This is a genomic window from Paragemmobacter amnigenus (assembly GCF_009908265.2).
Classification (GTDB): Bacteria; Pseudomonadota; Alphaproteobacteria; order Rhodobacterales; family Rhodobacteraceae; genus Paragemmobacter; species Paragemmobacter amnigenus.
This window is the reverse complement of the sequence record NZ_JAAATX020000005.1, coordinates 236,843-260,927: the sequence shown is the minus strand read 5'-3', so window position 1 is coordinate 260,927 and position 24,085 is coordinate 236,843. Positions and strand designations below refer to the sequence as shown.

The window sequence follows — 24,085 nt, the reverse complement described above, 5'->3', positions numbered from 1 at the left end:
AGACCAGAGCAATCATTTCGCCGGTTGGAATACCAGCTTCACGCTTCCATTGAAAACCAGAAGATAACCCGCTCCGCCATCCCCGCGCTGCGTCAGTTCCATCCGGTCGGCGGTGATCTGCCCGACGGGGCCGGTCGCGCGGACGGGCGTGGTGCTGCGGATCGCGGTTTCGTCAAGGCGGGCGGTCAACGCCTCGGTCACCAGATCGTAGCCGGTGCTGCTGTTGAAGGTGACATTGCCGGTCAGCGTCACCTCGTTGCCGTCCGGCGCCATCACCGCGGCATCGGCGGCAAGGTCCGTGACGGCGCCATCGGGCGTGGACAGGCGGGCATTCACCTTTTTGGCGGTCTGGCCCTGTCCGTCGGCCGTCGCGGGGCGGGTCTCGTCGGCGCGCAGTTCCAGCGCGGCCCCGTCGCGGGTGGTACCGGCATAGGTGGGGGCGGTCATCCGCGGTTCGCGCAGACGTTCTTCGACATCCACCTGCGCGTAGGGGATCGCATCCTCGGGGTCCACGCGGTTGGAGACGAGGAAGAGCGTGGACAACAAGCCCAGCGCCAGTAGCGGCAGCAGCACCTTCAGCCAGGCGACCAGCCGCGACCAGCCGTCAAGCGCCGCCCGCCGTGCCATCAGGCGATTCCGGCGCGCAGGCAGTCGTGGATGTGCAGAAGGCCCGCCACGGTCTGGCTGCCTTCGGGATCGACGACGAAAAGGCAGGTGATCTTCTTGTCGTTCATGATGCGGACCGCGGTTTCGGCAAGGGCGTCGGGCCCGATGGTGCGCGGCGCGGCGGTCATCACGTCGCCCGCCGCAAGGTCGAGCAGTCCCGCCATGTGCCGCCGCAGGTCGCCATCGGTGATGATGCCCTGAAGGTAGCCGTCCGCATCGGTCACGCCAACCACGCCGAAGCCCTTGGCCGACATCATGAGCAGCGCATCGCCCATCGGCGCGTCATGGTTCACCAGCGGCGCGTCGGGATGCATCAGATCGCGCACCCGCGACAGCCGCGCGCCCAGCTTGCCGCCGGGGTGGAAGATGCGGAACTGGTCGGGGGTAAAGGCGCGGTGCTCCATCAGCGCCACCGCCAGCGCATCGCCCAGCGCCAGCGTCATGGTGGTCGAGGTGGTCGGAACGATCCCCTGCTCGCAGGCCTCGGGCGCGGGGGGCAGGACCAGCGCAACGTCGGATTGCCGCAGCAGCGTCGACTCGGCCCGTGACGCCACGCCGATCAGCGGAATGTCGAAGCGGCGGGTATGCGCGATGATGTCGGCCAGTTCCGGCGTCTCGCCCGAGTTTGACAGGACCAGCGCCACGTCGCCCCGCATCACCATGCCAAGGTCGCCATGGCTCGCCTCGGCCGGATGGACGAATTGCGCGGGCGTGCCGGTCGAGGCGAGCGTCGCAGCGATCTTGCGCGCGACGTGGCCCGACTTGCCCATGCCCGACACGATCACCCGCCCCTGCGATTTCAGGATCAGGTCCACCGCCGCCGAAAAGGCCCCGTCCAGACTGTCGGCCAGCATGCCCAGCGCCTCGGCCTCGCGGCGGATGACGCGGCGGGCGGTCGACAGGAAATCAGTGGTGGAAGAGGTCATTGGGTTCTTCCCATCCCAGCAGGTCCAGCTCTGCCCGCGTGGGCAGGAAGTCGAAGCAGCGCTGGGCGAGGTCCATCCGGCCTTCGCGCACCAGACGCGCCTGAAGCGCGTCCTTCAGCGCGTGCAGATAGAGCACGTCGGACGCCGCATATTCCTTCTGAGCCTCGGTCAAGACCTCGGCCCCCCAGTCGGACGTCTGCTGCTGCTTGGACACGTCCACCCCCACCAGTTCCAGCAGCAGGTATTTCAGCCCGTGCCGGTCGGTGAAGGTGCGGATCAGTTTCGACGCGATCTTGGTGCACCAGACCGGCGCGGTGGTCACGCCGAAGGCATTCTTCAGCGCGGCGATGTCGAAGCGGCCGAAATGGAAGAGCTTCAGCGTGGCGGGGTCGGTCAGCAGCCGCTCCAGATTCGGGGCCCGCGTCTGGCCGCGCGCGATCTGCACCAGATGCGCGTTCCCGTCCCCGTCCGACAGTTGCACCACGCACAGCCGGTCGCGGCGGGGGTCCAGCCCCATCGTCTCGGTGTCGATCGCAACCACGGGGCCAAGGGTCAGCCCGTCGGGCAGGTCGTTCTGGTACAGGAAGATGGCCAAGGCGCGTCCTTTCGGCGGGGTTTGCGCTGCATTAGCGGCGGCCCGCGCGGGGGTCAACGGAAAGGGGTCCGGAAACGCCGAAGGGCGCAGGTTTCCCCGCGCCCTTTTGGCAAGATCGACATGGTGCCCAGAAGAGGACTCGAACCTCCACGCCTTGCAGCGCTGGTACCTGAAACCAGTGCGTCTACCAATTCCGCCATCTGGGCCCAAGTCGATGGAGGGCGATGTAAAGAAGCCGTCGGGCAGTGTCAACGGGCCGGATTGAAGAATCTTTCGCCGCCCGTCGCGGACCGGCAAAGCTGCGGCACAGCGGGTGCTTGGCCTTCGGGGGGGAAGGGTGTAATCACGGCGCAACGAAAGAATGGGGAACCGGACATGAACAAGCTTGTCACCATCTACGGCGGTTCGGGCTTTGTCGGCCGCTACATCGCGCGGCGCATGGCCAAGGAGGGCTGGCGCGTCCGCGTGGCCGTCCGCCGCCCGAATGACGCGCTGTTCGTCAAACCCTATGGCGTGGTGGGTCAGGTGGAACCCGTGGCCTGCAACATCCGCGACGATGCAAGCGTGCGCGCGGTGATGAAAGGCGCGGATGCGGTGGTGAACTGCGTGGGCATCCTGAACGGCTTTGGCAAGAACAGCTTTGACGCCGTGCAGGCCGAAGGCGCGGGCCGCATCGCGCGGATCGCGGCCGAGGAAGCGGTGGTGAACCTTGTCCACATCTCGGCAATCGGTTCGGATGCGGACAGCGACTCGGACTACCAGCGCACCAAGGCTGCGGGCGAGGCGGCAGTTCTGGCGGCCTTCCCTTCGGCCGTGATCCTGCGCCCCTCGATCATCTTCGGCAACGAGGACGGCTTCTTCAACCGCTTTGCCGCCATGTCGCGCTTCGGGCCGGTGCTGCCGGTGGTGGGTGCGGGCACGAAATTCCAGCCGGTCTATGTCGATGACGTGGCGCAGGCCGCGGTCAAGGGCGTGACCGGCACGGCGGCACCCGGCATCTACGAACTGGGCGGGCCGGATGTGGCGACCTTCCGCGACCTGATGCGCCAGATGCTGGCCGTGATCCGGCGGCGGCGTCTGGTGGTGAACGTGCCCTTCTTCGTGGCGTCGATCATGGGCGGGGCGTTCGACCTGTTGCAGGCGGTAACGCTGGGCCTATTCCGGAACGGCATGATCACCCGCGATCAGGTCCGCAACCTGAAGCGTGACAATGTCGTGTCGGCGGGCGCGCGCGGTCTTGCCGATCTGGGGATCGTGCCCACCGCGATGGGTCCGGTCCTGCCGGAATACCTGTGGCGCTACCGTCCGTCGGGGCAATATGCCGCGATCAAGGAATCGGCGAAGAACCTGCGGAAGGCGTGACCGTCATGCGGGCGGCGCTGGCCCTTTTGCTGATGGCCGGTGCCGCATCGGCGCAGGAGGGACCGGATTTCGCGCAGGTGGGCGCGCTGTTCCAGGAACGTTGCGTGATGTGCCATTCGGGCAGCGACGCGCCCCTTGGCCTGCATCTGGACAGCCATGCAGGCGTGATGGCGGGCAGCGAGAACGGGCCGGTCGCCATCGCGGGCGACATGGCCAGCCCCCTGTTGCAGCGTCTGCGGGGCGAGGCGGAACCGCGGATGCCGCTGGACGGCCCGCCCTTCCTGTCAGAGGCCGAAATCGCGCTGGTGTCGGACTGGGTCGCGGCGGGGATGCCCGAAGGGGCGGCGACCTTTGCCGCCCTGCCCGAACGGGTGCGCCCCGCGCCGGGCGAGGATGTGCTTTGGCCGGATGTGGAGCCGATCTTCCTGAAGGTCTGCGCCAAGTGCCATTCCGACAATTCCAAGGTGGGCGGCCCGCCCGAGGGGTTGCGGCTGGACAGCTATGAACACGCCTTGGCGGCGGATGAACGGGTGGCGGTGGTGCCCGGCAATCCGGAAATGTCCGAAATCTGGCGGCGCATCACCGGCCTGTCCGATCCGCGGATGCCCTTTGACGGTCCGCCATGGCTGCCCGAGGATGACGTCCGCCTGATCCGCGACTGGATCGCGCAGGGTGCCCGCGCCGCTGATGGTACCCCTGCCCCGCTTCCCGTGGGCGCGCGGGTGCGTCTGCGGGGCGCGGTCACGGGTGAAAACGAAATCGATGGGGCACGGTTCGCCGTGGATGGCGGCACGCGGCTGGACGACGTGCCGGGCATCGGTGGCAAAGCCGAGATGCGGGGCGAAGTGCAGCCGGATGGCAGCATCCTCGCCACGCGCTATCGCGGGCGGTAGGGCATGGAAAACACGCTGGTCGCGGGCCTTCTGGGCCTGATCGAGGGGTTGACGGAGTTCATTCCCGTCTCCTCTACGGGGCATCTGCTGCTGGCGGGGCATTTTCTGGGGTTCGACAGCCCCGGCCGGACCTTCGAGGTGGTGATCCAGCTTGGCGCGGTGCTGGCGATCCTGACGGTCTATGCGGGGCGGCTGTGGCAGGTGGCGTCCACCATGCACAGCGACCCGAAATCGGCGCGCTTCGTCGTTTCCGTCCTGCTGGCCTTCTTTCCCGCCGCCGTCATCGGCGTGCTGGTGCATGACATCATCAAGACGGTACTGTTCGAAACGCCCGTCCTGATCGCGGTCATGCTGATCCTTGGCGGGTTGGTCCTTCTGGTGATCGACCGCGTGGCGCCCCCGCCCGTGCATGACGATGCGATGGCCCTGCCCTTCCGCAAGGCGCTGGCGGTCGGCCTCATCCAATGCCTCGCCATGGTGCCGGGGGTCAGCCGGTCGGGTGCCACCATCGTGGGGGCGCGGATGCTGGGCGTGGGCAAGCGTGCCTCGGCCGAGTTTTCCTTCTTCCTGTCGATGCCCACCATGGCGGGGGCCTTCACCTATGACCTGTGGAAAAGCCGCCATGTGCTGGATTTCTCCGCCGTGGTCGATATCGGCGTGGGCTTTGCGCTGGCCTTCATCTCCGCCGTGCTGGTCGTGCGCTGGACGCTGGATTTCGTCAGCCGCAACGGTTTTGCCATCTTCGGCTGGTGGCGAATCATCGTCGGTTCGGTGGCGTTGGGGCTGCTTTCGCTGGGGTTCTGACAAGCATCGGAACGTGTGCTGACCTATTTTTCCGCCAACAGGGCAGGATTTGCGACCCAATCGGACAAAAACATCGTATTAGGTAAACTATACTGACTTTTATTCCCCCGAGGTGCAAAGTATGAAGGCGCACACCCGAGACAACCCGGATGAAAGGGCGCCTCATGGCAAACAACCGCATGCTCCAGTTCGTGACCGTCGCCAAGGAGATGCCCGAGAAGCGCCCGGCAAACCTGCGCGCGCAGGATTTCCATGAAATCTACCGCGAATATGCCGCCGAAAAGGCCGCCGAACAGGCAGGCCGGTGCAGCCAGTGCGGCGTGCCCTATTGCCAGTCGCACTGCCCGCTGCACAACAATATCCCCGACTGGCTGCGCCTGACCGCCGAGGGGCGGTTGCAGGAAGCCTACGAGATCAGCCAAGCCACCAACACCTTCCCTGAAATCTGCGGCCGCATCTGCCCGCAGGACCGTCTGTGCGAAGGCAATTGCGTGATCGAACAATCCGGCCACGGCACAGTCACCATCGGGTCGGTCGAGAAATACATCACCGACACGGCATGGGAAAACGGCTGGGTCCAGCCGATCCGCCCTGCGACCGAACGCACGGAATCCGTCGGCATCATCGGCGCGGGCCCGGGCGGCCTTGCCGCCGCCGACGCGCTGCGCCGCAAGGGCGTGCAGGTCACGGTCTATGACCGCTATGACCGCGCAGGCGGGCTGCTGACCTATGGCATCCCCGGCTTCAAGCTGGAAAAGCCCGTCGTGATGCAGCGCATCGACCAACTGGCCGAGGCGGGCGTGCAATTCGTGCTGAACTGCACCGTGGGCGTCGACATCAGCTTTGACGCCATCCGCGGCCAGCATGACGCGGTGCTGATCGCCACGGGCGTCTACAAGGCGCGCGACATCCAGGCCCCCGGCGTCGGCGCCAAGGGGATCGTCAAGGCGCTGGACTACCTGACCGCGTCGAACCGCAAGAGCTTTGGCGACGATGTGGCCGAATTCGACTCGGGCGAGTTGAACGCGATGGGCAAGCGCGTCGTGGTCATCGGCGGCGGCGACACCGCGATGGACTGCGTCCGCACGGCGATCCGTCAGGGCGCGACCAGCGTCAAATGCCTCTACCGCCGCGACAAGGCCAACATGCCCGGTTCCCAGCGCGAGGTTCAGAACGCCGAGGAAGAAGGCGTCGATTTCGTCTGGCTGACCGCGCCCAAGGGATTCACCGGCGGCGAGTCGGTCGAGGGCGTGGTGGTGCAGCGCATGCGTCTGGGCGCGCCGGATGCCACCGGCCGCCAGTCGCCCGAGATCATCGAGGGCGCGGATTACGTCGAACCCGCCGATCTGGTGGTGCAGGCGCTGGGATTCGAGCCCGAGGAGATCCCCACGCTCTGGGGCGTGCCGGAACTGGCCGTCACCCGCTGGGGCACGATCAAGGCCGATTTCCGCAGCCATGCGACCAGCCTGCCGGGCGTCTATGCCGTGGGCGACATCGTGCGCGGGGCGTCCCTTGTGGTCTGGGCCATCCGCGACGGGCGCGAGGCGGCGGATGCCATCCTCGACTACCTCGCGCAGCCTGCGCAAGTCGCGGCGGAGTGAGGCGATGGTCGGGCTGGGCCGCCTGTTTGTGGTGACGGCTGCGGCGGGCCTTGGCCTGACCGCGCCTGCCGTGGCGGGGAATTTCACCCCGCCCGAAGGCTGCACGACCTTCCTGACGGTGCAGGCCAAGGGATGCCGCGTGTCCAACCATTTCACCTGCGAGGGTGACGCAAAGGGCGACCAGTGGCGCACCGATTTCGATCAGGAAGGCCCCTTCTTCTCGTCCCGCATCGATGTCGAGGCGCAGTGGGTCGAAAGCTTCGAGATCAACCCGCCGGTGCGGCAGGTTCTGGACCCCAATCCGTCCGACCCCGCCTCCTTCTCGGACCTGCTGTCCACGGGGCGCGACAACTATATCTTCGGCCTGTCGGATGACACGGGCGAGCGCACCCGCGTGCGGGGCAGCGATACGCTGACCGGCAAGCAGGTGGTGATCGACGGCATCACCCTGCAGGAAACGGCCTTCAACTTCACCGAGACCGACCTTGACGGCAACGTCCTGCGCCGGTCGCGCGGGAACGAATACATCCATCCCGAATGGCGGCTGTTCTTTTCCGGCCCGTCGGAATGGGACGGCGGGGACGGCAATTACGTCCCGATCGACGGCAGCCCCGTCCAGTTCATCTTCCCCGGCGAACCCGGTTTCGCCAGCACGCAACCCATCTTCGACTGCGACGCCGTGATGTCGTCGTTGCCGTTCCCGCCCAAGTCGTAAGGAGACCCAAGCCATGACGATCTATGATGAAGCCTGGGTGAAGGCCGAAGAGGCAAAGCGGCAGTGGCTGCACGAGAACGGCCTGTACAAGGAAGATGACGAACACGCCTCTTGCGGGGTGGGTCTGGTCGTGTCGATCAGCGGCAAGCCGTCGCGCAAGGTCGTTGAAAACGGCATCAACGCGCTCAAGGCCGTGTGGCACAGGGGCGCGGTGGATGCGGATGGCAAGACGGGGGATGGCGCGGGCATCCATGTGCAGATCCCCGTCAAGTTCTTCTATGACGTGATCCGCCGCACGGGGCACGAGCCCGACCTGAACAAGCTGGTCGCCGTGGGTCAGGTCTTTCTGCCCCGCACCGATTTCGGCGCGCAGGAACGCTGCCGCACGATCGTGGAAACCGAAGTGCTGCGCATGGGCCATTACATCTATGGCTGGCGCCACGTTCCGGTGAACACCGAGGTTCTGGGGGATAAGGCGAACGCAACGCGACCGGAAATCGAACAGATCCTGATCCGCTGCGAAAAGGACATCGATCAGGAACAGTTCGAGCGCGAGCTTTACATCATCCGCCGCCGGATCGAAAAGGCGGCGCTGGCCGCGCAGATTCAGGGGCTGTATCTCTGCTCGCTGTCCTGCCGGTCGATCATCTACAAGGGCATGATGCTGGCCGAACAGGTCGCGGTCTTCTACCCCGACCTGATGGATGACCGTTTCGAATCCTCCTTCGCGATCTACCACCAGCGCTATTCGACCAACACCTTCCCGCAATGGTGGCTGGCGCAGCCCTTCCGGATGCTGGCCCATAACGGCGAGATCAACACGCTGAAGGGCAACGTGAACTGGATGCGCAGCCATGAAATCCGCATGGCCTCCGCCAACTTTGGCGACGCGGCCGAGGATATCAAGCCGATCATCCCGTCGGGCACGTCGGACTCGGGCGCGCTGGATGCGGTGTTCGAGGTGCTGGTGCGGTCGGGTCGCTCGGCCCCCATGGCCAAGACGATGCTGGTGCCGGAAGCATGGTCCAAGACCACGACCGACATGCCCAAGGCATGGGCGGACATGTATGCCTATTGCAACTCGGTCATGGAACCGTGGGACGGCCCCGCCGCGCTGGCCATGACGGATGGCCGCTGGGTCTGCGGCGGGCTGGACCGCAACGGGTTGCGCCCGATGCGCTATGTCATCACCGGCGACGGGATGCTGATCGCGGGGTCCGAGGCGGGCATGGTTCCCGTGGATGAAACCACCATCCGCGAGAAAGGGGCGCTTGGCCCCGGCCAGATGATCGCCGTCGACATGGCCGAAGGCCGCCTCTACCACGACGCCGAAATGAAGGACAAACTGGCCGCCAGCCAGCCTTATGGCGACTGGATCGAAAAGATCGTCGACCTGAACAGCCTGCTGCGCGACGTGCCGGAAGCCGCGATGTTCACCGGTGCCGAGCTTCGCCGCCGCCAGATCGCGGCGGGCTACACGGTCGAGGAGCTGGAGCAGGTTCTGGCGCCCATGGCCGAGGACGGCAAGGAAATGGTCGCCTCGATGGGTGACGATACGCCTGCGGCGGTGCTGTCCAAGGTCTATCGCCCGCTGAGCCACTTCTTCCGCCAGAACTTCAGCCAGGTCACGAACCCACCCATCGACAGCTTGCGCGAGGGTCGGGTCATGTCGCTCAAGACCCGCTTCGGCAACCTGCGGAACGTGCTGGATGAAAACAGCAGCCAGACCGAAATCCTCGTTCTGGAAAGCCCCTTCATCGCCAATGCCGAGTTTGACGTGATGGTCAAACAGTTCGGCGATCAGGTGGCCTTCATCGACTGCACCTTCCCCGCCACCCCGGGTCTGGACGACCTGCGCGCCGGGCTGGAACGCATCCGGGCCGAGGCCGAGGATGCCGTCCGCTCCGGCGCGGGCCACCTTGTGCTGACGGATCAGCATCAGGGGCCGGACAGGGTCCCGATGCCCATGATCCTTGCCACCTCTGCCGTGCATAGCTGGCTGACGCGCAAGGGCCTGCGGACCTTCTGCTCCATCAACGTCCGTTCGGCGGAATGCATCGACCCGCATTACTTCGCCGTCCTCATCGGCTGCGGCGCGACCACGGTGAACGCCTATCTGGCACAGGACTCAATCGCCGACCGCATCAGCCGCGGCCTGCTGGACGGCACCTTGACCGACGCGATGCGCCGCTACCGCGACGCCATCGACGCGGGGCTGTTGAAGATCATGTCCAAGATGGGCATTTCGGTCATCTCCTCCTACCGCGGCGGCCTGAACTTCGAAGCGGTGGGCCTGTCCCGCGCCATGGTGGCCGAATACTTCCCCGGCATGCATTCGCGCATCTCCGGCATCGGCCTGCACGGCATCGAACAGAAGCTGGAGGAAGTCCACGCCAAGGGTTGGCTGGGCGGGACGGATGTCCTGCCCATCGGCGGCTTCTACAAGGCCCGCCGTTCGGGCGAAAAGCACGCATGGGAAGCACAGACGATGCACATGCTGCAATCGGCCTGCGACCGCGCCAGCTATGACCTGTGGAAGCAGTATTCCGCCGCGATGCGGGCGAACCCGCCCATCCACATCCGCGACCTTCTGGACATCAAGCCGCTGGGCAAACCCGTCCCGATCGAGGAAGTCGAATCCATCACCTCGATCCGCAAACGCTTCGTCACCCCCGGCATGTCGCTGGGTGCGCTCAGCCCCGAGGCGCACAAGACCCTGAACGTCGCCATGAACCGCATCGGCGCGAAATCCGACTCGGGCGAAGGCGGCGAGGATCCGGCGCATTTCACCCCCGAACCCAACGGCGACAACCCGTCGGCCAAGATCAAGCAGGTGGCGTCGGGCCGCTTCGGCGTCACCGCCGAATACCTGAACGCCTGCGAGGAGCTGGAAATCAAGGTGGCCCAAGGTGCCAAGCCCGGCGAAGGTGGCCAGCTTCCGGGGATGAAGGTGACGGCGCTGATCGCGCGGCTGCGCCATTCGACGCCGGGCGTCACGCTGATCTCGCCCCCGCCGCATCATGACATCTATTCCATCGAAGACCTCGCGCAGCTGATCTATGACCTGAAACAGATCAACCCGCGCGCCAAGGTCACGGTGAAGCTGGTGTCGGCCTCGGGCGTGGGCACAATCGCGGCGGGCGTGGCCAAGGCCAAGGCCGATGTCATCCTGATCTCGGGCCACAATGGCGGCACGGGGGCATCGCCCGCGACCTCGATCAAATACGCTGGGCTCCCGTGGGAAATGGGCCTGACCGAGGCGCATCAGGTTCTGGCGATGAACAACCTGCGCGAGCGGGTGACGCTGCGGACCGATGGCGGGTTGCGTACGGGCCGCGACATCGTCATGGCCGCGATGATGGGGGCCGAGGAATACGGCATCGGCACCGCCGCCCTGATCGCGATGGGCTGCATCATGGTCCGCCAGTGCCAGTCCAACACCTGCCCCGTCGGCGTCTGCACCCAGAACGAGGCACTGCGCCAGAAGTTCACGGGCAATGCGGACAAGGTGGTGAACCTGATCACCTTCTACGCGCAGGAAGTGCGGGAAATCCTCGCCTCCATCGGCGCGCGCAGTCTGGACGAGATCATCGGACGTGCCGATCTGCTGACGCAGGTCAGCCGCGGGTCCGCGCATCTGGACGATCTGGACCTGAACCCGCTGCTGATCACGGTCGACGGGTCGTCCAAGATCACCTACGACCGGTCAAAGCCGCGCAATGCCGTGCCGGATACGCTGGATGCCGAAATCATCAAGGACGGCCACCGCTTCTTTGAAGATGGCGAAAAGATGCAGCTGTCCTATGCCGTGCGGAACACGCTGCGGACCATCGGGACGCGGGCCTCGTCGCACATCGTCAAGAAATTCGGGATGCGGAACAGCCTGCAACCCGACCACCTGACGGTGAAACTGACCGGCTCCTGCGGGCAGTCGCTGGGCGCCTTCTCTGTCCGCGGTCTGAAGATCGAGGTGCAGGGCGACGCCAATGACTATGTGGGCAAGGGCCTGTCGGGCGGCACGATCACCGTGCGTCCGCTGATGTCCTCGCCGCTCAAGGCGGAAGAGAACACGATCATCGGCAACACCGTGCTTTACGGGGCGACCGACGGCTTCCTTTACGCCTCGGGCCGCGCGGGCGAACGCTTTGCGGTGCGGAACTCGGGCGCCAAGGTGGTGGTCGAAGGCTGCGGGTCGAACGGCTGCGAATACATGACCGGCGGCGTCGCGGTGATCCTTGGCCGGATCGGCGCGAACTTCGGCGCGGGCATGACGGGCGGCATGGCCTATGTCTATGACCCCGACGGAGTGGCGGAAGAGTTCATGAACCTCGAGTCGATCCTGACCTGCGGCATCGGGCATCCCCATTGGGAAGCACAGCTCAAGGGTCTGATCGAGGCGCATGTGGCCGAGACGGGCTCGCGGATCGGGGCGCGGATTCTGGGTGACTGGGAGGCAGAGAAGCGCAACTTCCTGCAGGTCTGCCCGAAGGAGATGGTGAGCCGCCTGCCCCATCCGCTCTCGGACGAGGCACAGAAGGTTCCGGCCGAGTGATCTGACCGAAGGCCCCCGCGAAACCGGGGGCCTTCGACCTTTGCGGCCACGGCATTTCGTGGCTATGTTCGCCGCCATGACCGACAGCCCCGAGAAACCCGCCCGCAAGCCGCGCAAATCCGCGGTCAAGGCCGCCGAGGCCGAGCCCGCACCGGCACCGCCGTGGCGCAGGCGCGCGCTGCGCTGGGCAGGGCGCGGGCTGGCGGGGGTGGGGGCGGTCTATGCCGTGCTGATCCTGCTCTTTTCCTTCCTGCCGCCGCCGATCAACTTCTACCAGCTGGGCGAGGTGGCGCGTCTGGGCGGGATCGAGAAGGACTGGGTATCCTTCGAAGAGATCGCCCCCGTCATGGCGCGGTCGGCCGTGGCGGCCGAGGATGCGAATTTCTGCCTGCACTGGGGCTTTGACATGGCCGCGATCCGCGAGGCGGTCGAAAAGGGATCGAACCGCGGCGCATCGACCATCAGCCAGCAGATGGTGAAGAATGTCTTTCTGTGGCACGGGCGGTCATGGCTGCGAAAGGCGATGGAGGCTGCGCTGACCCCTGTGGTCGAGACGGTCTGGACCAAGCGGCGGATCCTCGAAGTCTATCTGAACGTAGCGGAATTCGACGAGGGCGTGTTTGGCGTACAGGCCGCGGCACAGCACCATTTCGGTGTGGATGCCCGCGATCTGTCCCCCACACAGGCCGCCCGTCTGGCCGCCGTCCTGCCCGATCCGCAGAACCGGTCGGCATCGGAACCGTCAAGCTTCGTCCGCTCGCGCACGCGGTCGATCATGTCGGGCGCCGAAACCATTGCGGCAGATGGCCGAGCCGCCTGTTTCGAGGAATGAGGCGTTGAATTCCCGCCCCCGAGCGGGCAAGAGATTCAGAACCGTTACATGACCCTTCGGGACGCATTGGCCAGATGATCCGCCTGTATCACTTTCCGCTCTCCCCCTTTTGCCGCAAGGTCCGCCTGACCCTTGCCGAAAAGCGGCTGGAGGTGGAGCTGGTGGAAGAGCGGTACTGGGAGCCCTCGCCCGATTTCCTGCGGCGCAATCCGGCGGGCAAGGTGCCGGTCCTGCGCTGGGACACCCGCGTGCTGTCCGAAAGCCAAGCGATCTGCGAATATCTGGAAGAGGCGATCCCCACCCCGCAACTGATGCCGCGCGACCCCGAACAGCGCTACGAGGTGCGGCGGCTTTGCGCGTGGTTCGACGACAAGTTCCATACCGAGGTGACGTCGAAGCTGCTTTACGAGCGGGTCAACAAGAAGGTGATGGGACAGGGCTATCCGGACAGCAAGAACGTCAAGTTCGGCGCGACGCGGATCAAGTACCATCTGGATTATCTGGCGTGGCTGCTGGACCAGAGGCGCTGGCTGGCGGGGGATGTGATGACGCTGGCCGATTTCACCGCGGCGGCGCATCTGTCCTGTCTGGACTATATCAGCGATGTGGACTGGAACCGGTCGGCCACGGTGAAGGACTGGTATGCCAAGATCAAGTCGCGGCCCAGTTTCCGCACGCTGCTGGCTGATCAGGTGCCGGGCTTCCCGCCGCCGCTGCACTATGCGGATCTGGATTTCTAGGCGGCCGGCGTCGCAGGGGGGCTGTCTGCCCCCCGTCGCCATGCGGCGACTCCCCCCGAAGATATTTGGGGACGGAAAATGACAGGGACGATCAAAGAGGCGCTGGTGGCGCGGGCGCTGGAGGAGGGGTTCTCCAAGGTCGGCATCTGCGCGCCCGACGCGGTGCCCGGAACGGCCGCGCGGCTGGCGGCCTTTGTCGAGGCGGGGCGGCACGGGCAGATGGGATGGATGGCCGAGCGGATGGAATGGCGCGGCAATGCGGCGGCGCTGTGGCCCGAGGCGCGGTCGGTCATCATGCTGGCCGAGGTCTATACGCCCGAGGCAGACCCCCTGGCCGTGCTGGCGCAGCCGGAGAGGGGGGCGATCAGCGTCTATGCACAGGGCAAGGATTACCACGATCTGGTCAAGCGGCGGCTGAAGCGGCTGGGGCGGTGGCTGATCGATCAGGCCGGGGGCGAGATCAAGGTCTTCGTCGACACCGCGCCGGTGATGGAGAAGCCGCTGGCGCAGGCGGCAGGGCTGGGCTGGCAGGGCAAGCATACCAACCTTCTGTCGCGCGATCTGGGCAACTGGTTCTTCCTTGGCGCGATCTTCACGACGCTGGACCTGCCGAAGGACGCTGCGGAAGTCAGCCATTGCGGCAGTTGCACGGCCTGTCTGGACGCCTGCCCCACGCGGGCCTTTCCGGCGCCCTATCAGCTGGATGCGCGGCGGTGCATTTCCTATCTGACGATCGAGCACAAGGGGCCGGTGGAGCCGGAATTGCGGGCGCTGATGGGCAACCGCATCTATGGCTGCGATGACTGTCTGGCGGTCTGCCCGTGGAACAAGTTCGCGCAGGCGGCGCGCGAAATCGGCTATCAGCCGCGCGTCGGCGCGCCGGAACTGGCCGAGCTTGCCACGCTGGATGATGCGGGGTTCCGCGCGCGGTTTGCGGGCAGTCCGATCAAGCGGATCGGTCGGGACCGTTTTGTGCGCAACGTGCTCTATGCGATCGGAAATTCGGGCCTGCCGCGGCTGCAGGCTGTTGCGGAACCCCTGCGGGACGATGCGGACCCTTCGGTGGCGGATGCCGCCCGTTGGGCGGTTGCGCGCCTGTCGGCGCAGGATGGCGGCGGATAGGCGCAGTTGCTGTGAACGGATGGTTGGGCGTTCGGCGATTCGCTGTTAGCCTTTTGGCGTATCGTGGATCTGGAGGATGGCATGGCCAAACATCTTGCCGACAAACGCAGCGCATCGACTGGCAGCCGCGTAAAGCAATTCCTGCGTCTTTCCCGTACCCCGCGCGAGACATGGCACCGTCCGAGGGGCGGGGCGGGGTCGTCACGGCTGGTGCAATTCCTGCGGATCGCGCGGGGGCGGAGCGCCTAACGCCGACGCATCCGGTCGCGGAGTGCGGCCAGTTCGTCGCGCAGCGCTGCCGCCTGTTCGCGGTCAAGGCCAGCCAGATCGAGGAAACAGAGCGGCACCTCTGCGGCCTTTTCCTGCAATTGCCTGCCTGCTGCGGTCAGGTGCAGGCGGACTTGGCGTTCATCTGCACTGTCCCGCTGGCGCGTGATCCATCCGGCCTGTTCCAGCCGCTTCAGAAGCGGGGTCAGCGTGTTGCTGTCCAGATGCAGGGTCGCGCCGATCTGGCCGACGGTCTGTGCGTCCCTGGCCCAGAGCGCGGCAAGGGCGAGGTATTGCGGATAGGTCAGTCCCAGCGGATCGAGCAGTGGCTTGTAGGCAGCCTGCATGGCATGGGCCGCCGAATACAGCGCGAAGCACAGCATCTGGGGGGGTGGAAGGGCGGCGCGGTCTGACATCGGATCATGCTAGGTCGCGCGCGATGAAGGCGCAAGCGATTGACATGAGGGCATCTGGCCGGTAGATATATCGCACACGATTTAATCGAATACGATATAATGGAGAGACTCATGTCGATCGAAGCAAAATACACGGCCGCGGCGCAGGCGACGGGTGGCGGGCGCAACGGGTTGGCGAAGCTGGCCGATGGCAAGCTGACCGTGACGATGACCAGCCCCAAGGAGCTGGGCGGGTCGGGCGCGGGGCATAACCCCGAAGAGCTGTTCGCGCTGGGCTATGCGGCCTGCTATCTGGGCGCGATGCGCTATGTCGCGGGGCTGGAGAAGCTGGGCACCGTGCCCGAGGATGCCACGGTGGACGCCCATGTGGGGATCGGCGGACGGGCCGAGGGCGGCTTCGGTCTGACGGTGAAACTGGTCGTGACCATGCCGGGGGTGGAGCGTGCGGTGGCCGAGAAGATCGCCGAGCGCGGGCATTTCATCTGCCCCTATTCGCACGCGACAAAGGGCAACATCACGGTCGAGACGGTCGTCGCCTGACACTGTCCGGCGGAATGGAAAACGCCCGCACCATCGGTGCGGGCGTCTTGCGTGTCAGGCCGCCGCGATCAGGCGCGGACGAGCTTTTCGTATTCGGTCGCGACGCGCTTGGTCAGGTCGCCCACTTCGAAGTTGTAGTCGCCGATCTGGCCCACGGGAGTGACTTCGGCGGCGGTGCCGGTCAGGAAGCACTGCTGGAACCCTTCAAGCTCCGACGCCTCGATCCGGCGTTCGTGGACCTTGATCTGCATGTCCTTGAGCATGCCGATGACGGTCTGGCGGGTGATGCCGTTCAGGATGGCGTCCGGGATGGGGGTGTGCACCTCGCCGTCCTTGACGAAGAAGATGTTGGCACCCGTCGCCTCGGCCACGTAGCCGCGATAGTCGAACATCATGGCGTCAGAGCAGCCCTTCGCCTCGGCCGCGTGTTTGGACATGGTGCAGATCATGTAAAGACCCGCCGCCTTGGCCGCGTGGGGGATGGTTTCGGGCGAAGGACGCTTCCATTTCGCGATGTCGAGTTTCGCGCCCTTGAACTTGGCGTCGCCATAGTAGTTGCCCCACGACCAGCAGGCCACGGCAAGGCGGATCGGGTTGCGCTTGGACGCCACGCCCATATCCTCGCCCGCGCCGCGCCATGCGATGGCGCGCACATAGGCATCGGTCAGGTTGTTGGCCTTGAGCACGGCCTCTTTCGCGGCGTTGATTTCCTCGACCGAGAAGGGCAGCGGCATGTCGAGCAGTTCGCCGGACTTGCGCAGGCGTTCGGAATGTTCGGTCGATTTGAAGATCTTGCCGTTATAGCAACGCTCGCCCTCGAAGACGGCGCTGGCATAGTGCAGGGCGTGGGTCAGGATGTGGACATTCGCGCCGCGCCACTCCACCAGCTTGCCGTCCATCCAGATGAAACCGTCGCGATCGTCGTAGCCAGCCATGATCCCACTCCCAAGGGTCGAATTTTGCGAATCTTGCGTCCGTTAGGTCCGCTTCGGACATAAAGTTGCGCAAATGCGGGGTTTGGCTAACAGTTGATGCTTGGAAAGTCAACAAGGCTGACGTAAATTCCGGTCAGGCCAAGGAGGCGGCGATGGCAGAGGGCAATACCGGCGGCGAGAACCTGCTGTTCCTGACCGACGAGCAGTTGAGGAAGGGAATCGAGGCGATGTTCTTCGCCTATCGCGGGTTCACGGCGGACCCTGACCGGATTCTGGAGGGGATGGATTACGGGCGGGCGCATCACCGCGCGATCCATTTCATCCACCGCTCGCCCGCCACGACGGTGTCGAACCTTCTGACGATCCTTGGCGTGACGAAGCAGAGCCTGAACCGAGTGCTGCGGACGCTGATTGACGACGGTCTGGTCGAGGCGCGCGTGGGCCGCGAGGACAAGCGCGAGCGGAACCTGTATCTGACGGCCAAGGGGCAGGAGCTGGAACGGCAACTGTCGGATGCCCAGCGCGCGCGGATGCGGGCGGCCTATCGCGCGGCGGGGCCGGTGGCGGTGCAGGGGTTCCGCACGGTGCTCGAGGCGATGATGGACCCCGAGATGCGGCGGCAGTACCAATCCCTGCGCGAGGGAGAGAGATGACGGAACCACAGGCGCATCTTCTGGTCGTCGATGATGACGAACGCATCCGGGGGCTTCTGCAGAAGTTCCTGATGCGGAGCGGGTATCTGGTCACGGTCGCCCGCGATGCGGCACAGGCGCGGCGGCTGCTGGCGGGGCTGGAATTCGACATGATCGTGCTGGATGTCATGATGCCCGGCGAGGACGGCATCAGCCTGACGCGCGAGTTGCGGTCGCGGCTGGCGGTGCCGATCCTGCTGCTGACCGCGCGCGGCGAGACGGCGAACCGGATCGAAGGGTTCGAGGCGGGGGCGGATGACTATCTGGTCAAGCCGTTCGAACCGAAGGAATTGCTGCTGCGGATCAACGCGATCCTGCGGCGGGTGCCGCAGCCGCGCGCGACCGAGGCGCCGCCCAAGGTGCTGCATCTGGGCGCGGTGCGCTATGACATGGAGCGGGGTGAGCTGTGGCGCGGGTCCGATCCTGTGCGGCTGACCGCGACCGAGGCCGCGCTGATGCGCCAGTTCGCTGCGCAACCCGGCCAGCCCATCCCGCGCGAGCGTCTGGTGGGGGATCCGGGCAAGGCGGGCGAGGAGGGCGCACAGGAACGGGCGGTGGATGTCCAGATCACGCGCCTGCGCCGCAAGATCGAGGAAGACCCGCGCCAGCCGCGCTATCTCCAGACGGTGCGCGGCGAGGGCTATATGCTCCAGCCGGATTGACTGTTTCCGCGGCCGGCCTCTTGCGCCGATTGACGGCGGCATGGGGGCTGATACCTTGCGCGGGCCCGCAGTGGGCAGCAACTGGAGTGTGTGATGAACAAGATTTTCGCGGTGGCGGTTGCGGCCACCCTTGTGGCAGTTCCGTCCTTCGCGCAGGAAGAACTACAGGACTATGCCGAAACGGAGAACTGGTCGATCATGATCGACCCGGGCCTGAACAACGGCTGTCTGATGATCAGCGAGTTCGAGGACAATTCTGTCGTACGCATCGGCATCGATATGACGACGGGCTTCGGGTATATCCTGTCGGCCAATCCGGCGTGGCAGGGCATCGAGGAGGGCCAGACCTATCCGGTGACGATTGCGCTGGATGGCAACACCTTCAACGGTGAGGCCACGGGTTATCCGATCGACGACCTGCCGGGCGCGAATGTGGATTTCGACAATCCCGATTTCCTTGCCGGTCTGGTGGATGCACAGTCGCTGACGCTGACGCATGAGGGCACCGAGGTGATGTCTCTGGACATCACCGGTTCGGCCGATGCGGTGGCCAAGCTGATCGAGTGCCAGGACAAGCAGAACGCCGCTTCGGGCGGTTGACCCTGACGGCGGGCGTGTCCGGCGCTATGATCTCCGCTGTCTCTGCGGGGGAGAGGTATGGGCACGCTCGTCTTTTCACATGAGGATTTCCGGCGGCACGTCACGCCCCCCGGCCACCCCGAGCAGGTGGCGCGGATGGATGCCGTTCTGCAGGGGTTGAGGCCCCTGCCCGTCGACTGGCGCGAGGCACCGCTGGCCAGCGAGGACGAGGTGCTGCGCTGTCATCCCGCGGCCTATCTGGCCAAGGTGCGGCGTGCGGTGCCGTCCGCGGGATGGGTGGCGCTGGATGGTGACACCATGCTGTCGCCCGGCTCGCTTGATGCGGCGCTGCGGGCGGTGGGCGGCATCTGCGCGGCGGTGGATGCGGTGATGGCGGGCGAGGCGGCGAACGCCTTTGTCGCGGCCCGTCCGCCCGGGCACCATGCGGAAACGGCGACGGCGATGGGGTTCTGCCTGTTCGGGACGGTTGCCATAGCGGCCAAGCGGTTGGTGGACCATCACGGGCTGTCGCGGGTGGCGGTGGTGGATTTCGACGTGCATCACGGAAACGGGACGCAGGACCTGCTTTGGGACGAGGGGCGGGTGATGTTCGCCTCGACCCACCAGATGCCGCTCTATCCCGGGACGGGCAGCGCGGGGGAACGGGGCGCGCATGGGCAGATCGTGAACCATCCGCTGCGGGGCGGGTCTGGCAGTGCGGCGATGCGGGCGGCCTATGACGGGGTGATCCTGCCCGCGCTGGAGGCGTTCCGTCCCGAGTTCGTGCTGATCTCGGCGGGGTTCGACGCGCATGAGGCGGACCCCTTGGCGGGGCTGGACTGGCAGACCGAAGATTACGCCTGGCTGACGCGGCGGCTGTGCGATCTTGCCGGGCGGCACGCCTTTGGCCGCATCGTCTCGACACTCGAGGGCGGATATGATCTTGCTGCCTTGCAGGCGTCGGTGGCGGCGCATGTGGGCGTGTTGGAGGAGCGAGGAAGATGACCGCGAAAGCCGTATCCGAAATGACCTTCGAAGAGGCGATGTCGGCGCTGGAACAGGTCGTCAACCAGCTGGAACGCGGCGAGGTCGCGCTGGAGGAATCCATCGCGCTGTATGAACGCGGGGCGGCGCTGAAGGCGCATTGCGCGGCCAAGCTGGCAGCGGCCGAGCAGAAGGTGGAACTGATCCGCGCGCAGGAAGGCCGCGCCACGGGCACCACGCCGGCGGAGGGGATGTGAGCTTTGCCGATGTGCTGACCCGCGACGCCGCCGCCATCGAGGCGCGGCTGATGCGGGCGCTGGAGGGGCGGGCGGATCAGCCGGTCGTCCATGCGATGCGCTATGCGCTGCGGGGCGGCAAGCGGCTGCGCGGGTTTCTGGTGATGGAGGGCGCGCGGATGCACGGCCTGACCGACACGCAGGCGATCAGCGCGGCGGCGGCGGTCGAGGCGCTGCATGCCTATTCGCTGGTGCATGATGACATGCCCTGCATGGATGATGACGACCTGCGGCGCGGACAGCCCACCGTGCATGTGAAATGGGACGAGGCGACGGCGGTTCTGGCGGGGGATGCGTTGCAGACGCTGGCCTTCGAACTGCTGGCCGATCCGGCGCTGGGGTCGGGGGATGTGCGGATCGCGCTGGTCGCCGGTCTTGCGCGGGCCAGCGGGGCCGAGGGGATGGTTCTGGGGCAGGCGCTGGACATCGCGGCCGAGACATCGGCGGTGCCGCTGACGCTGGAACAGATCACCGAATTGCAGGCGGGCAAGACCGGCGCACTGATCCGCTGGTCGGCCGAGGCGGGGGCGGTGCTGGCGGGGGCGGATACGGCACCGCTGGCGGGCTATGCCACGGCGCTGGGTCTGGCATTCCAGATCTGGGACGATGTGCTGGATGTCGAGGGCGATGTGGCCAAGACCGGCAAGCGGCTGCAGAAGGATGCCGAGGCGGGCAAGGCGACCTTCGTGTCGCTGTTGGGGCTGGACGCGGCAAAAACGCGCGCGGGGGCTTTGATCGCCGAGGCGGAGGGCCATCTTGCCCCCTATGGCGCGCGGGCTGCGAACTTGATCGCCTGCGCGCGCTTCGTTATCAGCCGCGAGAACTGAGGCGGTCCCCGCCCTTTTGCCCTTGGAGGGCAGCATGACCGACAGACCAAAGACCCCGCTGCTGGACCGTGTGACAGCCCCTTCGGACATGAAGGGGTTGAGTGACCGCGAATTGCGGCAGTTGGCCGACGAATTGCGCGCCGAAACGATCAGCGCAGTGTCGGTGACGGGCGGCCATCTTGGCGCGGGTCTGGGGGTGGTGGAACTGACGGTGGCGCTGCACGCCGTCTTCGACACGCCGCGCGACAAGCTGATCTGGGACGTGGGGCACCAGTGCTATCCGCACAAGATTTTGACGGGGCGGCGGGACCGCATCCGTACCCTGCGGACGGAAGGCGGGCTGTCGGGATTCACCAAGCGCAGCGAGTCGCCCTATGACCCGTTCGGGGCGGCGCATTCGTCGACCTCCATCTCGGCCGCGCTGGGCTTTGCCTGCGCGCGCGATCTGGGCGGCGATGCGGGCGATGCCATTGCCGTGATCGGCGACGGGTCGATGAGCGCGGGCATGGCCTTCGAGGCGATGAACAACGCGGGCCATCTGAAGAAGCGGCTTTTCGTCATCCTGAACGACAACGAGATGTCGATCGCCCCGCCGGTGGGGGCGCTGTCGTCCTACCTGTCGCGGCTGTATTCCGGCGCGCCGTTCCAGGAGTTGAAGGCGGCGGCGAAGGGGGCGGTCAGTCTGCTGCCCGAACCGTTCCAGGAAGGGGCGCGGCGCGCGAAGGAAATGCTGAAGGGCATGGCCGTCGGCGGCACGCTGTTCGAGGAGCTGGGGTTTTCCTATGTCGGCCCCATCGACGGGCATGATCTGGACCAGTTGCTGCCGCTGTTGCGGACGGTGAAGGCGCGGGCGACGGGGCCGATGCTGATCCATGTGCTGACCAAGAAGGGGAAGGGCTATGCCCCAGCCGAGGCTGCGCGGGACAGGGGCCATGCGACGGGGCGGTTCGATGTTCTGACGGGCGTGCAGGCCAAGGCCGCATCGAACGCGCCGAGCTATACCAAGGTCTTCGCGCAAGGCCTGATCGCCGAGGCGGAGCGGGACGAGAAGATCGTGGCGGTGACGGCGGCGATGCCGGACGGCACGGGGTTGAACCTGTTTGCGGACCGTTTCCCGCGGCGGTGCTTTGACGTGGGCATAGCCGAGCAGCACGCGGTGACATTCTCGGCCGGTCTGGCGGCGGGCGGGATGAAGCCCTTCTGTGCGATCTATTCCACCTTCCTGCAGCGCGGATACGATCAGGTGGTGCATGACGTCGCGATCCAGCGGTTGCCCGTGCGGTTCGCCATCGACCGCGCAGGGCTGGTGGGGGCGGACGGGGCCACCCATGCGGGCAGTTTCGATGTGGCCTTCCTTGCCAACCTGCCCGGCATCGTGGTGATGGCCGCGGCGGATGAGGCGGAACTGATGCACATGGTCGCCACGGCGGCCGCGCATGACGAGGGGCCGATCGCGTTCCGTTATCCGCGCGGGGATGGCGTGGGCTGCGATCTGCCCGCGCGGGGCACGGTGCTGGAGATCGGGAAGGGACGCGTGATCCGCGAAGGGGGGCGGGCGGCGATCATGTCCTTTGGCACGCGGCTGTCAGAGGTTCTGAAAGCCGCCGAGGCGCTGGCCCAGCGCGGGCTGGCCCCCACGGTGATCGACGCGCGCTTTGCCAAGCCGCTGGACCGCGACCTGATCCTGAACGCCGCGCGCAACCACGAGGCTGTGGTGACGGTGGAAGAGGGCGCGGTGGGCGGTTTCGGCAGCCACGTGGCGCAATTGCTGGCTGACGAAGGCGTTTTTGACCGTGGCCTGAAATTCCGCAGCATGGTCCTGCCCGACATCTTCATTGATCAGGCCAGTCCGGAACGGATGTACGAAATCGCAGGCATGGATGCCGCGCAGATCGAGGCAAAGGTTCTTGCCGCGCTGGGTGTTGCGGTCGTGGGCAAGCGCGCCTGATCCGGACTTTCACCCGCCGGAAAGGCGTGTATCCTGCACCCTGTAACATCAAGGGGTGCCATGTTGTCCAACTTTGCCTTGCCGTTCCTGCTTGTCGCTGCCCTGCCTGGCGCCGCGCTGGCCGAACCCCGACTTCCGGTCGTGGATGAAGAGGCGGAAGCGGTCGTCGGCACCGAAACGCCCGGACTGGCGGTTCTAGTGACGCGCGAGGGCGAGGTGATCCACATGGCGGGCTATGGCTTCGCCGATCTTGCCGAAGAAACGCCCGTCACGCCCGGATCGATCTTCGACCTTGCCTCGGTGTCCAAGCAGATGACGGCGGTCGCCGCGATCTTGCAGATGAATGACGGGCTTTATGCCGCCGAAACCGAAATCGGCACGATCTTGCCCGCCTTTGCAGAGGATCTAGAGGCGGATCGACCCTTGATCGTGCTGGATCTGGTCCAGCACGTTTCCGGCCTGACGGACTATCTTTCCGGCTATGACGACTATGGTGCCATGACCCCCAACGACGAGGTGGTCGACTGGCTTGCCGCGCAAGAGCGCGACGCCGCGCCGGGGACCGAGTTTTCCTATTCCAACAGCGGCTATCTTGCTCTGGGCAGCCTTGTGGCCGAGGCCGGGGGCAAGGACTCGCTGGGGGATGTGCTGGAAGAACGAATCTGGGGTCCACTGGGGATGGAGATGACATCGCTCGTCACCCCTGTCGACGAGGCGGCGCGGGTCACGGGATATGACGGAACGGATGGCGATTTCGAAGAGGTCAGCGATCCCAACATCTCGGAAGGGGACGGCAACGTCTTTTCCACCTTGGCCGACCTTGCGCTTTACGAGGCATGGCTGGACGAGGTGGGGATGCTGCCCGAAATGCGCCCGCTCTTCCGCAACGGCACGCTGGATGACGGCACACCGATCGACGATGACGGCGCAGGATACGGCTTTGGCTGGGAGGTGCAGAGTTTCGGAGAGGGGGATTACGCCTTCCACTCTGGCAGCTGGACCGGAACATCGACCTATTACCTGCGGAACCTGACATCGGGGGTCAGCGTGATCCTGCTGGCGAATGGCGAGAGCATCTCACTGGATGCCCTCGCCTTCCGGATCGACGAAGCCGTGGCGGAGTGATCCGCC

The 24,085-nt window shown here is 65.9% G+C and carries 24 protein-coding genes and 1 tRNA gene; 19 read left to right on the top strand and 6 right to left on the bottom strand.

Annotated elements, in window-relative coordinates; all coding sequences use genetic code 11:
• Positions 1-12: 12 nt before the first annotated feature.
• From lptC to GU927_RS08970, 4 genes are all read right to left on the bottom strand, one after another.
• A complete protein-coding gene (gene lptC / locus GU927_RS08985) occupies positions 13-627 on the bottom strand; it encodes an LPS export ABC transporter periplasmic protein LptC (protein WP_161762090.1) in 615 nt (204 codons plus the stop codon).
• Positions 627-1,592: a KpsF/GutQ family sugar-phosphate isomerase gene (locus GU927_RS08980; RefSeq protein WP_161762088.1), complete on the bottom strand. Its 966-nt coding sequence runs from the start codon at positions 1,590-1,592 to the stop codon at positions 627-629. Before GU927_RS08980 ends, lptC begins: the two co-directional genes overlap by 1 nt.
• On the bottom strand, positions 1,573-2,187 hold the full coding sequence (locus GU927_RS08975; RefSeq protein ID WP_161762086.1) for a ribonuclease D: 615 nt from the start codon (positions 2,185-2,187) through the stop codon (positions 1,573-1,575). The genes GU927_RS08980 and GU927_RS08975 overlap by 20 nt, the downstream gene beginning before the upstream one ends.
• 121 nt (positions 2,188-2,308) lie before the next feature.
• Positions 2,309-2,393 (bottom strand) — tRNA-Leu (locus GU927_RS08970).
• Between the two features lie 169 nt (positions 2,394-2,562).
• Here GU927_RS08970 and GU927_RS08965 point away from each other — a divergent pair.
• The 10 genes from GU927_RS08965 (at position 2,563) to GU927_RS08920 (ending at position 15,057) form a co-directional block, all read left to right on the top strand.
• Positions 2,563-3,549, top strand: a complete 987-nt coding sequence (locus GU927_RS08965) for a complex I NDUFA9 subunit family protein (RefSeq protein ID WP_161762084.1) — start codon at positions 2,563-2,565, stop codon at positions 3,547-3,549.
• A gap of 5 nt (positions 3,550-3,554) precedes the next feature.
• On the top strand, positions 3,555-4,442 hold the full coding sequence (locus GU927_RS08960) for a c-type cytochrome domain-containing protein (RefSeq protein WP_232489177.1): 888 nt from the start codon (positions 3,555-3,557) through the stop codon (positions 4,440-4,442).
• 3 nt (positions 4,443-4,445) lie between these two features.
• Positions 4,446-5,246, top strand: a complete 801-nt coding sequence (locus tag GU927_RS08955; RefSeq protein WP_161762082.1) for an undecaprenyl-diphosphate phosphatase — start codon at positions 4,446-4,448, stop codon at positions 5,244-5,246.
• A 164-nt stretch (positions 5,247-5,410) separates the two neighbouring features.
• A complete protein-coding gene (locus GU927_RS08950) occupies positions 5,411-6,847 on the top strand; it encodes an NAD(P)-dependent oxidoreductase (RefSeq protein ID WP_161762080.1) in 1,437 nt (478 codons plus the stop codon).
• Positions 6,798-7,562: a hypothetical protein gene (locus GU927_RS08945; RefSeq protein WP_232489167.1), complete on the top strand. Its 765-nt coding sequence runs from the start codon at positions 6,798-6,800 to the stop codon at positions 7,560-7,562. Before GU927_RS08950 ends, GU927_RS08945 begins: the two co-directional genes overlap by 50 nt.
• Positions 7,563-7,575: 13 nt before the next feature.
• On the top strand, positions 7,576-12,114 hold the full coding sequence (gene gltB, locus GU927_RS08940; protein WP_161762079.1) for a glutamate synthase large subunit: 4,539 nt from the start codon (positions 7,576-7,578) through the stop codon (positions 12,112-12,114).
• Between the two features lie 64 nt (positions 12,115-12,178).
• Positions 12,179-12,946, top strand: coding sequence for a monofunctional biosynthetic peptidoglycan transglycosylase (gene mtgA / locus GU927_RS08935; RefSeq protein ID WP_232489176.1), 768 nt, complete (start codon positions 12,179-12,181; stop codon positions 12,944-12,946).
• Between the two features lie 74 nt (positions 12,947-13,020).
• On the top strand, positions 13,021-13,686 hold the full coding sequence (fzlA, locus tag GU927_RS08930; protein WP_161762078.1) for an FtsZ-binding protein FzlA: 666 nt from the start codon (positions 13,021-13,023) through the stop codon (positions 13,684-13,686).
• A 78-nt stretch (positions 13,687-13,764) separates the two neighbouring features.
• Positions 13,765-14,808 carry a tRNA epoxyqueuosine(34) reductase QueG gene (gene queG / locus GU927_RS08925; protein ID WP_161762077.1) on the top strand — a complete coding sequence of 348 codons (1,044 nt, stop codon included), beginning with the start codon at positions 13,765-13,767 and terminating at the stop codon, positions 14,806-14,808.
• Positions 14,809-14,889: 81 nt separating this feature from the next.
• Positions 14,890-15,057: a hypothetical protein gene (locus GU927_RS08920; RefSeq protein ID WP_217765572.1), complete on the top strand. Its 168-nt coding sequence runs from the start codon at positions 14,890-14,892 to the stop codon at positions 15,055-15,057.
• On the opposite strand, the gene GU927_RS08915 is transcribed toward GU927_RS08920, so the two are convergent.
• A complete protein-coding gene (locus tag GU927_RS08915) occupies positions 15,054-15,491 on the bottom strand; it encodes a MarR family winged helix-turn-helix transcriptional regulator (RefSeq protein ID WP_161762075.1) in 438 nt (145 codons plus the stop codon). The two genes, GU927_RS08920 and GU927_RS08915, sit on opposite strands and share 4 nt — an antisense overlap.
• Positions 15,492-15,602: 111 nt before the next feature.
• On the opposite strand from GU927_RS08915, the gene GU927_RS08910 reads away from it, so the two are divergent.
• Positions 15,603-16,031 (top strand): organic hydroperoxide resistance protein, encoded by a 429-nt coding sequence (locus tag GU927_RS08910; RefSeq protein WP_161762074.1) that lies wholly within the window; start codon positions 15,603-15,605, stop codon positions 16,029-16,031.
• A gap of 68 nt (positions 16,032-16,099) precedes the next feature.
• On the opposite strand, the gene GU927_RS08905 is transcribed toward GU927_RS08910, so the two are convergent.
• Complete coding sequence (locus GU927_RS08905; protein WP_161762073.1) at positions 16,100-16,966, bottom strand: branched-chain amino acid aminotransferase; 867 nt, start codon at positions 16,964-16,966, stop codon at positions 16,100-16,102.
• Positions 16,967-17,118: 152 nt separating this feature from the next.
• On the opposite strand from GU927_RS08905, the gene GU927_RS08900 reads away from it, so the two are divergent.
• The 8 genes from GU927_RS08900 to GU927_RS08865 all read left to right on the top strand — a co-directional run bounded on the left by GU927_RS08900 (position 17,119) and on the right by GU927_RS08865 (position 24,079).
• Positions 17,119-17,619 carry a MarR family winged helix-turn-helix transcriptional regulator gene (locus GU927_RS08900; protein ID WP_161762072.1) on the top strand — a complete coding sequence of 167 codons (501 nt, stop codon included), beginning with the start codon at positions 17,119-17,121 and terminating at the stop codon, positions 17,617-17,619.
• The gene (locus tag GU927_RS08895) at positions 17,616-18,320 is read left to right on the top strand and encodes a response regulator (RefSeq protein WP_161762070.1); all 705 of its coding nucleotides are present in this window, start codon (positions 17,616-17,618) and stop codon (positions 18,318-18,320) included. The genes GU927_RS08900 and GU927_RS08895 overlap by 4 nt, the downstream gene beginning before the upstream one ends.
• 93 nt (positions 18,321-18,413) lie before the next feature.
• Complete coding sequence (locus GU927_RS08890; protein WP_161762069.1) at positions 18,414-18,920, top strand: hypothetical protein; 507 nt, start codon at positions 18,414-18,416, stop codon at positions 18,918-18,920.
• 57 nt (positions 18,921-18,977) lie between these two features.
• Positions 18,978-19,904, top strand: a complete 927-nt coding sequence (locus tag GU927_RS08885; RefSeq protein ID WP_161762068.1) for a histone deacetylase family protein — start codon at positions 18,978-18,980, stop codon at positions 19,902-19,904.
• Complete coding sequence (locus GU927_RS08880; RefSeq protein ID WP_161762067.1) at positions 19,901-20,140, top strand: exodeoxyribonuclease VII small subunit; 240 nt, start codon at positions 19,901-19,903, stop codon at positions 20,138-20,140. The genes GU927_RS08885 and GU927_RS08880 overlap by 4 nt, the downstream gene beginning before the upstream one ends.
• Positions 20,137-21,006 (top strand): polyprenyl synthetase family protein, encoded by an 870-nt coding sequence (locus GU927_RS08875; RefSeq protein ID WP_161762066.1) that lies wholly within the window; start codon positions 20,137-20,139, stop codon positions 21,004-21,006. Before GU927_RS08880 ends, GU927_RS08875 begins: the two co-directional genes overlap by 4 nt.
• Positions 21,007-21,040: 34 nt before the next feature.
• Positions 21,041-22,954, top strand: a complete 1,914-nt coding sequence (gene dxs / locus GU927_RS08870) for a 1-deoxy-D-xylulose-5-phosphate synthase (protein ID WP_161762065.1) — start codon at positions 21,041-21,043, stop codon at positions 22,952-22,954.
• Between the two features lie 60 nt (positions 22,955-23,014).
• Positions 23,015-24,079, top strand: a complete 1,065-nt coding sequence (locus GU927_RS08865) for a serine hydrolase domain-containing protein (protein WP_161762064.1) — start codon at positions 23,015-23,017, stop codon at positions 24,077-24,079.
• Positions 24,080-24,085 lie beyond the last annotated feature (6 nt).

What these genes read in the sequence shown, in the direction of transcription:
- GU927_RS08960 (WP_232489177.1), top strand. Translation starts at nt 3,555, where the DNA reads ATGCGGGCGGCGCTGGCCCTTTTGCTGATGGCCGGTGCCGCATCGGCG.
- lptC (WP_161762090.1), bottom strand. Translation starts at nt 627, where the DNA reads ATGGCACGGCGGGCGGCGCTTGACGGCTGGTCGCGGCTGGTCGCCTGG.
- GU927_RS08910 (WP_161762074.1), top strand. Translation starts at nt 15,603, where the DNA reads ATGTCGATCGAAGCAAAATACACGGCCGCGGCGCAGGCGACGGGTGGC.
- GU927_RS08900 (WP_161762072.1), top strand. Translation starts at nt 17,119, where the DNA reads ATGGCAGAGGGCAATACCGGCGGCGAGAACCTGCTGTTCCTGACCGAC.
- gltB (WP_161762079.1), top strand. Translation starts at nt 7,576, where the DNA reads ATGACGATCTATGATGAAGCCTGGGTGAAGGCCGAAGAGGCAAAGCGG.
- GU927_RS08895 (WP_161762070.1), top strand. Translation starts at nt 17,616, where the DNA reads ATGACGGAACCACAGGCGCATCTTCTGGTCGTCGATGATGACGAACGC.
- GU927_RS08955 (WP_161762082.1), top strand. Translation starts at nt 4,446, where the DNA reads ATGGAAAACACGCTGGTCGCGGGCCTTCTGGGCCTGATCGAGGGGTTG.
- GU927_RS08865 (WP_161762064.1), top strand. Translation starts at nt 23,015, where the DNA reads ATGTTGTCCAACTTTGCCTTGCCGTTCCTGCTTGTCGCTGCCCTGCCT.
- GU927_RS08885 (WP_161762068.1), top strand. Translation starts at nt 18,978, where the DNA reads ATGGGCACGCTCGTCTTTTCACATGAGGATTTCCGGCGGCACGTCACG.
- GU927_RS08905 (WP_161762073.1), bottom strand. Translation starts at nt 16,966, where the DNA reads ATGGCTGGCTACGACGATCGCGACGGTTTCATCTGGATGGACGGCAAG.
- GU927_RS08920 (WP_217765572.1), top strand. Translation starts at nt 14,890, where the DNA reads ATGGCCAAACATCTTGCCGACAAACGCAGCGCATCGACTGGCAGCCGC.
- GU927_RS08890 (WP_161762069.1), top strand. Translation starts at nt 18,414, where the DNA reads ATGAACAAGATTTTCGCGGTGGCGGTTGCGGCCACCCTTGTGGCAGTT.
- GU927_RS08880 (WP_161762067.1), top strand. Translation starts at nt 19,901, where the DNA reads ATGACCGCGAAAGCCGTATCCGAAATGACCTTCGAAGAGGCGATGTCG.
- GU927_RS08965 (WP_161762084.1), top strand. Translation starts at nt 2,563, where the DNA reads ATGAACAAGCTTGTCACCATCTACGGCGGTTCGGGCTTTGTCGGCCGC.
- fzlA (WP_161762078.1), top strand. Translation starts at nt 13,021, where the DNA reads ATGATCCGCCTGTATCACTTTCCGCTCTCCCCCTTTTGCCGCAAGGTC.
- queG (WP_161762077.1), top strand. Translation starts at nt 13,765, where the DNA reads ATGACAGGGACGATCAAAGAGGCGCTGGTGGCGCGGGCGCTGGAGGAG.
- GU927_RS08950 (WP_161762080.1), top strand. Translation starts at nt 5,411, where the DNA reads ATGGCAAACAACCGCATGCTCCAGTTCGTGACCGTCGCCAAGGAGATG.
- mtgA (WP_232489176.1), top strand. Translation starts at nt 12,179, where the DNA reads ATGTTCGCCGCCATGACCGACAGCCCCGAGAAACCCGCCCGCAAGCCG.
- GU927_RS08915 (WP_161762075.1), bottom strand. Translation starts at nt 15,491, where the DNA reads ATGTCAGACCGCGCCGCCCTTCCACCCCCCCAGATGCTGTGCTTCGCG.
- GU927_RS08945 (WP_232489167.1), top strand. Translation starts at nt 6,798, where the DNA reads ATGCCATCCTCGACTACCTCGCGCAGCCTGCGCAAGTCGCGGCGGAGT.
- GU927_RS08980 (WP_161762088.1), bottom strand. Translation starts at nt 1,592, where the DNA reads ATGACCTCTTCCACCACTGATTTCCTGTCGACCGCCCGCCGCGTCATC.
- dxs (WP_161762065.1), top strand. Translation starts at nt 21,041, where the DNA reads ATGACCGACAGACCAAAGACCCCGCTGCTGGACCGTGTGACAGCCCCT.